12 protein-coding genes are annotated in these 13,763 nt (G+C 38.2%); 7 read left to right on the top strand and 5 right to left on the bottom strand.

The features are described 5' to 3' along the window. Positions 1 to 46: 46 nt before the first annotated feature. From purH to Q2T41_RS06570, 3 genes are all read right to left on the bottom strand, one after another. Entirely contained in the window at positions 47 to 1,579 is a 1,533-nt protein-coding gene (gene purH / locus Q2T41_RS06580) for a bifunctional phosphoribosylaminoimidazolecarboxamide formyltransferase/IMP cyclohydrolase (RefSeq protein ID WP_304435422.1), read from the bottom strand. A gap of 92 nt (positions 1,580 to 1,671) precedes the next feature. After that, positions 1,672 to 2,121 carry a GAF domain-containing protein gene (locus tag Q2T41_RS06575; protein WP_304435421.1) on the bottom strand — a complete coding sequence of 150 codons (450 nt, stop codon included), beginning with the start codon at positions 2,119 to 2,121 and terminating at the stop codon, positions 1,672 to 1,674. 112 nt (positions 2,122 to 2,233) lie between these two features. Then, positions 2,234 to 3,328: a hypothetical protein gene (locus Q2T41_RS06570; RefSeq protein ID WP_144802423.1), complete on the bottom strand. Its 1,095-nt coding sequence runs from the start codon at positions 3,326 to 3,328 to the stop codon at positions 2,234 to 2,236. A gap of 222 nt (positions 3,329 to 3,550) precedes the next feature. Between Q2T41_RS06570 and Q2T41_RS06565 the strand changes: the two genes are divergently transcribed. The 7 genes from Q2T41_RS06565 to Q2T41_RS06535 all read left to right on the top strand — a co-directional run bounded on the left by Q2T41_RS06565 (position 3,551) and on the right by Q2T41_RS06535 (position 11,603). Next, positions 3,551 to 3,955 (top strand): HYC_CC_PP family protein, encoded by a 405-nt coding sequence (locus Q2T41_RS06565; protein WP_304435420.1) that lies wholly within the window; start codon positions 3,551 to 3,553, stop codon positions 3,953 to 3,955. A gap of 63 nt (positions 3,956 to 4,018) precedes the next feature. After that, positions 4,019 to 4,789 (top strand): hypothetical protein, encoded by a 771-nt coding sequence (locus tag Q2T41_RS06560; RefSeq protein ID WP_304435419.1) that lies wholly within the window; start codon positions 4,019 to 4,021, stop codon positions 4,787 to 4,789. A gap of 63 nt (positions 4,790 to 4,852) precedes the next feature. Continuing rightward, positions 4,853 to 5,443 (top strand): heavy-metal-associated domain-containing protein, encoded by a 591-nt coding sequence (locus Q2T41_RS06555; RefSeq protein ID WP_304435418.1) that lies wholly within the window; start codon positions 4,853 to 4,855, stop codon positions 5,441 to 5,443. Positions 5,444 to 5,526: 83 nt separating this feature from the next. Next, positions 5,527 to 6,276: an NHL repeat-containing protein gene (locus Q2T41_RS06550; protein WP_304435417.1), complete on the top strand. Its 750-nt coding sequence runs from the start codon at positions 5,527 to 5,529 to the stop codon at positions 6,274 to 6,276. Between the two features lie 60 nt (positions 6,277 to 6,336). After that, complete coding sequence (locus Q2T41_RS06545) at positions 6,337 to 8,829, top strand: heavy metal translocating P-type ATPase (protein WP_304435416.1); 2,493 nt, start codon at positions 6,337 to 6,339, stop codon at positions 8,827 to 8,829. Positions 8,830 to 8,849: 20 nt separating this feature from the next. After that, a complete protein-coding gene (locus Q2T41_RS06540; RefSeq protein WP_304435415.1) occupies positions 8,850 to 11,228 on the top strand; it encodes a TonB-dependent receptor in 2,379 nt (792 codons plus the stop codon). Positions 11,229 to 11,246: 18 nt separating this feature from the next. Next, entirely contained in the window at positions 11,247 to 11,603 is a 357-nt protein-coding gene (locus Q2T41_RS06535) for a heavy-metal-associated domain-containing protein (protein WP_304435414.1), read from the top strand. A gap of 125 nt (positions 11,604 to 11,728) precedes the next feature. Here Q2T41_RS06535 and Q2T41_RS06530 read toward each other — a convergent pair whose 3' ends face one another. After that, positions 11,729 to 11,932 (bottom strand): hypothetical protein, encoded by a 204-nt coding sequence (locus Q2T41_RS06530; RefSeq protein WP_304435413.1) that lies wholly within the window; start codon positions 11,930 to 11,932, stop codon positions 11,729 to 11,731. Positions 11,933 to 12,033: 101 nt separating this feature from the next. Continuing rightward, entirely contained in the window at positions 12,034 to 13,668 is a 1,635-nt protein-coding gene (groL, locus tag Q2T41_RS06525) for a chaperonin GroEL (protein WP_089260666.1), read from the bottom strand. Positions 13,669 to 13,763 lie beyond the last annotated feature (95 nt).

The raw sequence follows: 13,763 nt of genomic DNA, 5'->3' as shown, positions 1-13,763 counted from the left end.
TAAATTTTAGATAAAAGGGTGTATTTCATCGACAAAAGTAATGAAATTAATGCTTGAAATGACGCGTACCCGTCATCACCATTGAAATTTTATGTTCATTGCAATAATCAATGCTTAATTGGTCCTTGATAGAACCACCAGGCTGTATTACACTGGTAATACCGGCCTTATCCGCAATTTCAACGCAATCTGGGAAAGGAAAAAATGCATCACTGGCCATAACAGCACCGTTGAGGTCAAAATTAAACGACTGTGCTTTATGAATGGCTTGGTTCAATGCATCAACTCTACTGGTCTGTCCGGTACCGCTTGCGCAAAGTTGTTTGTTCTTGGCCAGGACAATGGTATTGGATTTTGTGTGTTTGCAAAGTTTGGATGCAAAAATTAAATCTTCCAACTCTTGATCTGTTGGCTTTGTATCCGTAGCATTGGCTAAATCTTGGATTGAATCTGTTTTATGGTCTTTTTCCTGTAACAACATACCGTTTAAGCAAGTTCTTACCTGCATTTGTGGCATTTCAACATCGTTCTGTATTAGGATAATCCTGTTTTTCTTTCCTTTCAATATCTCCAAAGCCTCCGCGTTATAGCTTGGTGCTATGACCACTTCACAGAATAATTTGTGAATTTCTTCGGCAGTAGCTTTGTCAATTTCCTTGTTGCTGATTAAAACACCTCCGAAAGCGGAAACTGGGTCTCCGGCTAAAGCATCTACGTACGCTTGGTGCAAGGAATCGCGTTGTGCAAGTCCACAAGCATTGTTATGTTTTAGAATGGCAAAAGTTGGTTCGTCGTTTTTAAACTCAAGCATTAAGTTTACCGCAGCATCAACATCTAATAAATTGTTATAGGATAATTCCTTACCGTGTAGTTTGGAGAACATGGCATCAAAATCACCAAAAAAGAATCCTTTTTGATGCGGATTTTCTCCATAGCGCAATACTTTACCTTTAGTTTCACTGATTTTCAAGGCCGCTAGGTCATGGTTTTGGTTAAAGTAATTGAAGATAGCAGTGTCATAATGTGAGGAAACGTTGAATGCTTTTGCGGCAAAAAGCTTTCTGTCCTCTAAGCTAATATTTCCGTTATCGGCAGAAACAACATCTAAAAAGTCGGTATAGTCTTCCATGGAGGAGACACAGATTACATCCTTAAAGTTTTTGGCCGCCGCACGGATCAACGAAATACCGCCAATATCAATTTTTTCTATAATATCTTGTTCTGGAGCACCACTTGCAACCGTTTTTTCAAATGGGTAAAGATCTACGATGACAATATCTATTTGAGGAATTTCAAATTCCGCCAATTGTGCAACGTCACTTTCGTTATCCTGTCTGTTCAAAATACCGCCAAAAACCTTTGGGTGCAAGGTTTTTACCCTTCCGCCAAGTATAGACGGGTAGCTGGTGACATCTTCTACGGGAACAACATCTATTCCTAAATCTTTAATGAATTTTTCAGTACCTCCGGTAGAGTAAATAGTAATTCCCAATTCTTGGAATTTCTTAACAATTGGCTCTAAACCGTCTTTATGGAAAACTGAAATTAAGGCTGAAGATGCTTTTTTTACACTGCTCATTGTATGGTGCTTAAATGTTTTTAATAAGCAAGCAAAAGTAATTTTTTTACACGTATTAAATGAGCTAGTTTATCAACAAAAGGACTAAAGTTTTAAAGAATTTTGGCCACTTCAAAATTTACGAATTCCAAAAAAGCCTCATCTGCCTTGGTAAAGGGATCGGGGGTGTTAGAGTCAATATCTATTTGCCCAATGTTTTCTCCGTTGACGAACATGGGTATTACAATTTCGGATTTTACGGTAATACTGCAAGCAATGTAGTTGTCCTGGGCCTGTACGTCGGGTACAACAAAATTCTCGTTGCTTTCGGCTACTTGCCCACAAATGCCCTTTCCAAAAGGAATAATGGTGTGGTCCGTAGGTTCTCCCGCGTATGGTCCAAGTTTTAATTCTCTCTTATCGCCATTTTTAAAATAAAAACCTACCCAGTCATAATGAGGAACCTTTTCTTTTAAAAGTTCACAAATGGCCTGCATTTTGGCTTCTTTGGTGGTGTTGGAGTCTATAATGGAACTAACTTGAGGGCGTAGTGAGCTGAACATATTTTTTTTTGGCAAAAATACATATTGTATGCAATAAGCCCCGTCTTTTTTAAAATAAAAGAGAGGATGCGTAAGGCATCCTCTCTTTAAGACTTGTTTATATTTTGTTGGGTTATGGCTGTATCTTGACACTGAATTCAATAAAGTCATTATTGCCAAATCCTGGTTGGATCGCAGTAACCTTGATCAACCCTTTTTTACCATAGTTATCTACAAACTCTACCACATCGCCAACGCTAAGATTGGTAATTTTTTGGGTATCTGAACTAGCAATGAAATCAAGCTCCCCAGAAAGGGTTATTGCATCAAAGGCCGTTGCATCCAAATCAGAAGACGCAAAGAACATTTGGTTGAGCGTTTCTGTTTCCGCATTTTCCTCATCTTCACCCGGTTGAAGTCCTTCTACCGGAAATCCAAAATTAGCATCATACTGTTCTGTAGAGGAAAAGGAGGCATTGTCATCTGCAGATACGCCAGAGGCACCATAATAATATCCAAAATCCCAGAACGCCCTAAATTCGCGACCTACATTGACCTTATAGACCGTTTCGTTTAAAAGGGAAAAGAAAGTTTCCGTATTTCCGTTCACATCCGGGGCAAACAATTTTACTTCGTTAAATTCCCTTACCTCGGCAGTAGGGTTGGTTCCTGTTCCGACCGTTACGGTAATGGTACCTGCACCTAAAGCCAATCTTTTGGTGGTATCCCTAAAATCTCCTTTTCCGGTTGTGGTCCAAAAAGTGTAGACGATCTCTCCGTTATCAATGTCCGGGACCGGTAGGGAAAATGTAAAGTCAATTTCTTTTTTGGATGCGCCATCTAAATCTATAGATCCGTCAGGTTTTAAAACTTTACTTAAATCTTCACTGACAAGATCAAACGCGCTAAATGGCATTTCTCCTTGTCCGGAAATATTTTGTGTAATATACATTCTGCGCTGTGTAGTTGCATCTGATGTAAAAATAACCCTGCCCGGTACCGTAGTGCCTACTTCACCATTGGCAGATGCTGATATTTGATTGTTAGATGGGTCTGCCTCATTAAAGACCAAAGTGGCCACTTCCGGCTCTTCATTGTCGCCATCGTCCGCCCCATCGGTATTGTCAGGAATAGGTGTGTCAAAAACAGAGCCGTCATCAGAACTACAACTGCCTATAAATAAAGCAATGGTGCATATTAAAAAGGTATACTTTAATTGTTTTCTCATAATTTTTAATTTAAAATGATTAGTGTTTTTAAATGTTAATGATGGTTATTTAATATATGTGTTACTCTTTAAACTTAAAATCACTGCTAATCGTATACGCTTATGGGTTTTTTTAATGTGTAAAACGGGAAAATGGAAATAGGTTCTACAATATTTCGTTAAAGAAATGGTATTAAGGATGTTAAATGTTGATTATTTTGTAATTTTACCGCGATGAGGAATATGCTACATAAATTTTTTTCCGTTGCAATGGCATTGCTGTTGCTGCTGTCCACTATTTCATGGACGGTAGAAAAACATTTATGCATGGGCCGTGTTTTGGATATAGCCTTTTTTCATTCCGCCGAAGATTGTGGTATGGAAGCTGGTTTGGCTTTATTGGATGATGCATCGCAATATGAAAAGCATTGTTGTGATGATGAATCTTTTACCATGCAAGGTCAAGATGATTTAAACCATGACATTTTTAATTTAGATTTTTCTCAACAAGTATTCTTAATTTCCTTCACAACTTCTTATTTAAACTTATTTCAAGAGTCTACGGATAAGGAAGTTGTTTTTGATTCTTATCCGCCGCCTATATTGGCAGAGGATTTGAACATATTGCACCAAGTTTTTTTGATTTGATTTAAAACGTGTTATACGTCGCTCATTTGCGTTCACACACTTTTTAATCAAATCTAACATTCAATGAAAAATTTTACTTGGCTTTTAACCATTATCCTATTTGGGATACAATATTGTGAGGCACAAGGTCCTCCTATTACTGCCGATAAACCCATTATGTTGGGTGGCGGTAGCTTTACTGCAAAAACCTTGACAGAGATACGGCATACGGAAAGAGGTGATTTTACCTATGTTCCATTAATGCTACATTATTTGCCAACTTCTAATTCTTTGGTGGCAATACATTTACCGTATATAAATTATGATATCGAAAACGGACCAAGTGGTAGCAGTTTAGCGGATATTAAAATAATGGGTAAATATCAATTCTTTAGAAAAGATGGTACAGGCAAGACCTTTAGAATGGTAGCCAAAACTTTACAAACACTGCCTACTGGTAAAGAATTGGACGTAATGGATTTAAGTACGGGCAAATATGCGGGATATTATGGTATTGTTGCAGGTTACGAATCGCTTAAATATGGTATTTCTAACGAGTTGGGCTACAATTGGGTACCCGATGGTAGCTTGGATGCTTTGACCCATAAAATAGGTTTCGGTCTTCCATTGTTAAAGCCACAGTATCCTAATAAACAAATCAATCTGTATTTTGAATATACCAATTTATGGCTGGTAGAGCGTGATTGGTATCAATTATTGTACGCACAAGGGTTACAGTATGCAAGAAAGAATGTTACGTTCGACTTGGCTGTGCAGGTACCGTTGGTAAACGATATTGCAGCAGGTCGTAAATTAAACTATAGCCTGTTTTTAGGTACTAGATATTCATTTTAATAAAAATTTTTAAAACATAAAATAATGAAAAAATCAATAATTATATCGGCGTTGTTAACGCTAATGGTTGTCTTTAGTGCGGTTGCACAAGATGGTAAGGATAAGTTTATGGTGCAGGTAGATGGTCTAGGCTGTCCGTTTTGTGCATATGGACTTGAGAAGAAATTCAAAGAATTTAAAGGCATTAAGAATGTGAAAATAGATATTGAAACAGGAGACTTTAGTTTTTCTTATCCAGCGGAAAAAGCATTATCACTAGCTGATGTAGAAAAGCAAGTTGAAAAAGCGGGTTACACGCCAATTACCGCAAAAGTGGAACGTGCCAATGGTGAAATTGAAGAATCATCTGCGAGCGAAATGACTAAAAAGTCTGAAGGCACGGTGAGTAAAAATGTAATGGTTGCTGGTAACTGTGCTATGTGTGAGGCTAGAATAACCAAAGCTGCAGAATCAGTGCAAGGTGTATCCGCCGTTTCTTGGGATAAGGATACCAAAATCATGAAGGTTTCATTTGATGCGGGATTAACTTCTCTTGAAAAAATTGAAAAGGAAGTAGCGGTTGCAGGTCATGATACCAAAAACCATCAAGCACATACCGATGATTATGGCAATTTACCAGCATGTTGTAAGTACGAACGTTTAAGCTATAAATAATGAGAAAAAGTATATGTATACTCATCGTTTTAGTCTTTGCATCTGCTTGTAAAGAAAAAGCACCTGTTCCTAAAGAGTGGGTGTTGTCTAAAACCCTTCAATTAGATGGCGTGAATCCTATTGGGTTAACTCAGGTAAATGGAGCTATTTGGCTTTCAGATGGCGACCATAACCGTTTGGTAAAAATTGATATAGAAGGCAAAATCACGGAAACTATAGATTCATTAGATAGACCAATGCATATTGATGCTATAAAGGAGACAATTTTTATTCCTCAATATGGGAAAGATGTTATTGAAACGGTTGATAAAAAAGGGAGGTTTATAATGCAGGTTTCAGATTCATTGGATGCACCAGCGGGAGTTTCTGTTTTTGAAAATGAACGGGCAATTGCAGATTTCTACAATAATCGAATTCTCTATTTTGATGGTGCAAGCTGGATTTCCTTTGGTAAAGAAGGAAAAGCGGAAGGGGAGTTTTATTATCCTACAGATGTACAGATTACTAAGGATAAAATTTGGGTAGCAGATGCCTATAATAACCGAGTACAAGTGTTTGATAAAAAAGGCGGTTTTCTTCAAATGATGGGGCAAGATCAAAAGATGAATGCGGCAACAGGGATTTTTGTTTCGGTTGATGAAGTGTTTGTAACTGATTTTGAAAACAATCGTGTATTGGTGTTTAATATGACCGGTGAATTACTACAGGTGTTAAAAGACCAGATAGAAAAACCAACGGATATGATGATTAAAGACGGTATGCTGTATGTAATTAATTATAGAAACGGCAAGCTTAATATTTTTGATAAACAGCCGATTGTTGTGAAGAATTAAAAGGTCTAATTGAATATCTGATTAGGTATTCGGATTTATAAAATAATTATAATAAAAAGTATGAAACATACATATACCATAGTTGGCATGACCTGTAATGGATGTAGGTCTCATGTAGAAAAGACATTGGCGAATATTGATGGTGTAACCAGTGCTTCTGTAGATTTAGAAAAAGCTGAAGCTACTTTAGAAATGGATTCAGAATTGAATTTAACTACTTTGCAAAATGCCATGAAAGAAGATGGCGGTCATTATTCTATTCATGAATTAGGAGGGCATCATCACAAAAAAGTGAAACCTAAGAAAGTAGAAAATGGCAATGGTACTTTTTATTGCCCAATGCATTGCGAAGGAGATAAAACCTACACAGAGCCTGGCGATTGCCCGGTTTGTGGTATGGATTTGGTAGAAGAGGCAAGTGCTTCAGTTCATAAAGGTCAGGAATATTCGTGTCCAATGCACCCTGAGGTGGTCCGTGATGAACCGGGTGATTGCCCTGTTTGTGGTATGGATTTAGTGCCAAAGCAAGCTGATATTTCTGCTGAAGAGAAAAGTTATAATAAGCTTTTAAAAAAGTTTAAAATAGCGGTGGCTTTTACCTTGCCCATATTCATTATAGCAATGTCAGAAATGATTCCTAATAATCCACTTCATAATATTTTAAGCTTAAGAAGCTGGAATTGGGTACAGTTTGCACTATCAATCCCTGTGGTTTTTTATGCAACTTGGATGTTTTTTGAGAGAGCCTATCGATCTGTAAAAACATGGAATTTGAACATGTTTACGTTGATAGGTTTTGGAGCAGGTGTAGCGTGGTTATTTAGTGTATTTGCTATTTTGGTCCCAGATTTTTTTCCTCCACAGTTTAAGACAGACCAAGGCACGGTTCATGTATATTTTGAGGCAGCTACGGTTATATTGACTCTAGTTTTGTTCGGACAGTTATTAGAGGCTCGTGCACATAGTAAAACTAATTCTGCGGTTAAAGAACTTCTTAAGCTAGCTCCAAATAAGGCAATTCGCATTGTTGATGGGAAAGAGGAGACAATTGCAATAGATAACATAGTAAAAGGAGATTTGCTTAGGGTGAAACCTGGTGATAAAATACCTGTTGATGGTAGCGTGCATGAAGGCGAAAGTACGGTAGATGAATCTATGATAACGGGCGAACCTGTTCCGGTACAAAAAGTAGAGGGTGATACTGTAAGTTCTGGGACAATTAATGGTAAGCGTTCTTTTGTGATGATAGCTGAGAAGGTTGGTTCAGATACCTTACTGTCACAGATTATTGATATGGTGAACAAAGCTAGTCGTAGTCAGGCGCCAATTCAAAAATTAGCGGATAAAATCTCTAGTTATTTTGTACCTGCCGTGGTGTTCATTTCTGTAATCACCTTTATTGTTTGGGTCATTTTTGGTCCAGAACCTGCTTATGTATATGCTTTGGTCAATGCTATTGCTGTATTGATAATCGCATGTCCATGCGCCTTAGGTTTGGCTACACCAATGTCCGTAATGGTAGGTGTAGGTAAAGGAGCGCAATCTGGCGTACTGATAAAGAATGCAGAAGCTTTAGAGCGTATGGATAAAATTGATACGCTAATTGTAGATAAGACCGGTACAATTACGGAAGGGAAACCATCCGTAGAAAAGGTGGGTAGTATCTCTGAGATTAATCAGGAAAAGGTATTGCAATATATTGTTTCATTAAATCAGCAAAGTGAGCACCCATTGGCAGATGCAACTGTAAAGTATGGAAAGGCGAATAATGTAAATGTTTTAAAGGTTGAAGATTTTAATTCGGTTACAGGTATGGGCGTCACTGGGAAAATAAATGGGGAGTTTATTGCCTTGGGTAATGAGAAAATGATGAATGAGGTTCAAGTATCCATTTTAGATAGTTTAAAGGCAGATGTAGTTTCTCATCAAAAACAAGGAAAAACAGTTTCTTACCTGGCAATTGGCGTTAAGGCAGTTGGTTTTGTTGCAATCGGAGATAAAATTAAAGAGACGAGCAAAAAAGCTATTGAAGAGTTGCAGAAAGCCGGTATTGGGGTGATAATGCTTACAGGGGATAATCATGATACTGCAAAAGCGGTAGCGGAACAATTAAGTCTGGCAGATTTTAAGGCTGGTATGTTGCCACAGGATAAATTGGCTGAGGTTGAGCGTTTACAATCTGAAGGAAGAAAGGTAGCTGTTGCTGGAGACGGTATCAATGATGCGCCTGCTTTGGCAAAAAGCGATGTAGGTATTGCAATGGGTACGGGAACGGATGTTGCCATTGAAAGTGCTGCAATTACTTTGGTAAAAGGGGATTTACACGGTATTGTTAAGGCCAAAAAGTTGAGTCATGCGGTAATGAAGAATATAAAACAGAATTTATTTTTCGCCTTAATTTATAATACGGTAGGTATACCAATTGCGGCGGGAGTGCTATATCCATTTTTCGGATTATTGCTTTCTCCAATGATTGCGGCTTTAGCGATGAGTTTAAGCTCTGTTTCGGTAATTGCCAATGCATTGCGATTGCGAACGGTAAAAATCGATTAATCAAATTGAATTGCTATTAAATGAATAAATATATAGTAGTATTGCTTTTGTGCATGTTGCCTTATTTTAGTTTTTCTCAGGAAAAAGTAGAAGGTGTTGTTTTCGATTCTGACGCATCTAATGCATTAAGTCTTTCTGGAGCTAATGTCTATTGGCAAGATTCGCAAACTGGGGTGGTAACAGATTTCGATGGTAAATTCTCCATTCCATATTTTAAAGAATTTAATAGATTAATTATTAGTTATGTTGGTTTTGAATCGGATACACTGACTGTAAATGCTCCAAAAACAATACGTGTTACTCTTAAGCCATCTAATGAGTTGGATGAGGTTGTTGTTCAGCAGGAAAGAGATGCTATACAGAAAACATATTTAAGTCCGCAGAATGTTATTACGGTAAACAGTGATGAGTTGTTAAAAGCCGCTTGCTGTAATCTGGCAGAAAGTTTTGAAACCAATCCGGCAATTGATGTAAATCTTTCTGATGGATTAACCGGTACCAAGCAAATTCAAATGTTAGGATTAACGAGTCCGTATTTGTTGATTACCCAAGAAAATATTCCTATGGTACGTGGTGCATCTCAAGCCTACGGATTAACATTTACGCCTGGTACGTGGATAGAAAGTATACAGATTACAAAAGGGGCGGGTAGTGTAGTCAATGGTTACGAAAGTATATCAGGTCAGATTAATACCGAGTTGGTAAAGCCGTTAACCGATAATGCAGTTTTTGTAAATGGCTATGCCAACCAAAATGGGCGTTATGAATTGAATACACATTTCAATAAAAAGCTGACCGATAAATTGAGTGCAGGATTGTATATTCATGGTAACAAAAGAACTCAAAAAGAAGATAATAATGAAGACGGATTTTTAGATGCGCCTTTGGGGGAGCAAATAAATGTGATGAACCGTTGGCAGTATCAGAATCCTGAAACAGGTTTTGTAAGTTTCTTAAATGTTCGTTTTTTGAATGATGAGAAGCAGGTAGGGCAAGTAGATTTTAATCCTAATACCGATAGCGTTGATAATGGTGGTTCACTGAGCGGAGCCGAAGTTCCTGCACTGAGCGGAGCCGAAGTTCCTGCACTGAGCGGAGCCGAAGTTCCTGCACTGAGCGGAGCCGAAGTTCCTGCACTGAGCGGAGCCGAAGTTCCTGCACTGAGCGGAGCCGAAGTGTGGGGTAGTGAAATAAATACCCGCAGGTTTGATACTTCGTTAAAACTGGGTTATGTTTTTCCAGAGCTTCCGTTTCAAAGTTTTGGTTTTCAGTCAGCCTATAGTCTGCATAAGCAAGATTCCTATTTTGGTATTAGAACGTATGATATCAATCATGAAAGTATCTATAGCAACCTTTTATTTAATTCCATTATTGGCGATACCAGAAATAAGTTTAAGACTGGTATAACCTTCGCTTATGATGGTTATGATGAGGTGGTGACTACTGATGATTATTCTAGGGAAGATAGGTCGGTAGGAGCATTTTTTGAGTATAGTTACGAGAATTTGGACAAGGTAAGTTTAACCGCGGGGCTTCGAGTTGATGAACATAATCGGTTAGGGACATTTGTGACACCAAGATTCCATATACGTTATACCCCATGGGAACGTGGTAGTTTACGCGGGTCTTTTGGGCGGGGAAAAAGAGCGGCAAATATTTTTGCGGAAAATCAGCAATTGTTCGCCTCCGCTAGGCAAATTAATATTGCAGGTTCGGGTGGCTACGTGTATGGTTTAGAGCCAGAAGATGCATGGAATTATGGAGTTAGTTTTCTACAGGGATTTAATTTTTTCAACAGAAAGGGAGATATTTCCTTGGATTATTATGTGACCGATTTTACTAATCAAATTGTGGTAGATTGGGAAAATCCACAAGAAGTTTCGTTTTATAATTTGGAAGGAGACTGTAGTGCCAAAAGTTTTCAAGTAGAATTAAATTATGAGATTTTAACGCGTCTTAATTTTAGAACATCGTACAAGTTTTATGATGTATTTACAGATTATAAAAGCGGAAATCTACAGAAACCATTACAAGCACAACACCGTTTTTTTGTTAATTTAGGGTATGAGACCGAGGATAAGGATAATGGTGCGCAATGGAAATTTGATTATACCCTTCACAGTTTTGGAGAAGCGCGGTTGCCAGATACAAGTGCTAACCCGGTGGAATACCAATTACCTGCTTTTTCCCCAACATACAATCTAATGAATGCTCAAGTGACCAAAGTATTTTCAAATACGTTTGAACTATATTTAGGGGGAGAAAACCTATCGGATGTACAACAAATTACGCCCGTTTTAGGGGCAGATGACCCTTTTGGTCCTAATTTTGATACAACTATAGTATATGCACCTATAATGGGAAGAATGTTTTATGCAGGTTTTAGATTTAAAATTTAATATATCAATAGAAATACTATGAAAACTACCTTACTATCTATTACGATGATATTCATTGCGGCTATGACTTTTGCACAGGAAAAGAATAAAAAGATGACTTTTGACGTAAATGGAAAATGCGCTATGTGTAAAGAGCGTATAGAGGAAGCTGCGTTAAACGTAAAAGGGGTAAAGTATGCCAATTGGGATATACCCACGCATCAGTTAAATATAATTATGGACGAGCGAAAGACAGATGCCATGAAAATAAAGACCGCTATTGTTGCCGTTGGCCATGATACAAAGGAATTAAAGGCTACTGATGAGGCATACAATAGCGTACACCCTTGTTGCAAGTACCGAGAGGATAATTCTGATGATGGCGCACATCATTAAAAGTGATGGAAACCCTCATATTTATTGAGGTTATGGCTATGCTTTGAAATTGCTAAAAAAGTTTTAGTTAATATTTTGCCAACGAAATTATCACGGATCAAATTGTGAAATACATTAGCATAGATTTATTTAAATTCTATACTAATGGCACAAGCAAAATCAGCAGGGAAACCAGCTGCAAAGCCTGCTCCGGCAAAAGCTGGAAAAAAGGCTGCTCCAAAAGCTGCTCCTAGAAAGAAGTAGTCGGTAACTAGCCTACAGGTAGGCTTACCATTTGGACATGAAAACCACCTTCTGTAAATAAAGAAGGTGGTTTTTTTGTTGCTCATATTTAAAATCAAAAAAAACCGCTCTTGATATTTCAAGAGCGGTTTTAAAAAAAATATAAACTATTAGAACAAGCAAATAATTGCCTGTCGACGCTGTCGACCTACATCATGCCTGGCATTCCGCCACCGCCACCCATAGGAGGCATAGCAGGAGCATCTTCCTTAATATCGGTCAAGGCACATTCCGTAGTCAAGATCATACCGGCAACAGAAGCGGCATTTTCTAAAGCTACCCTAGTGACTTTCTTAGGATCTATGATACCGGCCTTCATCATTTCAACATACTTTTCAGATTTGGCGTCATAACCGTAATCTCCTTTACCTTCAAGTATTTTTGCGATTACTACAGATCCTTCACCACCAGCGTTAGAAACGATAGTTCTTAACGGAGCTTCTATGGCACGGGCTACGATCTGTAGACCAGTGGCCTCATCTTCATTGTCCGTAGAAACTTTGGAAAGAACTGATTTTGCTCTTACCAAAGCAACACCACCACCGGCAACAATTCCTTCTTCCACGGCAGCTCTTGTGGCATGCAATGCATCGTCAACCCTATCTTTTTTCTCCTTCATTTCAACTTCAGAAGCTGCACCAACATAAAGTACGGCAACACCACCGGCCAACTTGGCCAAACGCTCTTGAAGTTTTTCCTTATCGTAATCAGAAGTTGTTGTCTCAATTTGAGATTTTATCTGATTAACCCTTGTTTTGATATCCTTTGCAACACCACCACCATTTACGATCGTAGTATTGTCCTTGTCAATCTGTACTTTTTCACAAGTACCTAACATATCTAGCGTAGTGTTGTCCAAAGAGAATCCTCTTTCCTCGGAGATAACGGTACCGCCTGTTAAGATGGCTATATCTTCTAACATTGCCTTTCTTCTGTCACCAAAACCTGGTGCCTTAACTGCGGCAATTTTTAAAGAACCTCTTAATTTGTTAACTACTAAAGTAGCCAATGCTTCACCATCAACATCTTCAGCAATGATCAATAAAGGCTTACCAGATTGTGCAACTGGCTCCAATACCGGTAATAAGTCTTTCATTGAAGAAATTTTCTTGTCGAACAATAAGATGTAAGGACTGTCCAGCTCAGAAACCATTTTTTCAGAATCGGTAACGAAATATGGAGAAAGGTAGCCCCTGTCAAACTGCATACCTTCTACAACGTCTACATATGTATCGGTTCCTTTGGCTTCTTCAACGGTAATTACACCTTCTTTACCAACTTTGCCAAAAGCTTGTGCGATCAAGTCACCAATAGTTTCATCGTTATTAGCGGAAATAGAGGCTACTTGCTTAATTTTTTCAGAAGAATCGCCCACTTTTTTGGCTTGTTTTGCCAAATCTGCAACGATAGCCTCAACAGCTTTGTCTATACCTCTTTTCAAGTCCATTGGGTTTGCACCTGCAGCAACGTTCTTTAATCCTTCTTTTACGATTGCTTGCGCCAATACGGTTGCGGTAGTAGTACCGTCACCGGCAAGGTCGTTGGTTTTGGAAGCAACTTCCTTAACCATTTGTGCACCCATATTCTCCAATGGGTTTTCCAATTCAATTTCTTTTGCAACGGTAACACCATCTTTTGTTACTTGGGGAGCGCCAAATGATTTGCTGATAATAACATTTCTACCTTTTGGTCCCAAGGTTACCTTAACTGCATTTGCCAAAGCATCAACGCCTCTTTTAAGGCCGTCTCTTGCATCTATGTCAAATTTTATGTCTTTTGCCATTTTTATGGATTTTAGTTTTTAGTTCTTACCAGTTAATACTAGGAATAACAAGTAAGGTAATGGTTTAATTTTTTTTACTTTAAAACAATTTAATC

Source organism: Maribacter confluentis, assembly GCF_030505015.1.
GTDB classification, from domain to species: Bacteria; Bacteroidota; Bacteroidia; order Flavobacteriales; family Flavobacteriaceae; genus Maribacter; species Maribacter sedimenticola.
The sequence above is the reverse complement of the archived record's forward strand: the minus strand, read 5'-3'. Positions and strand labels throughout refer to the sequence as shown.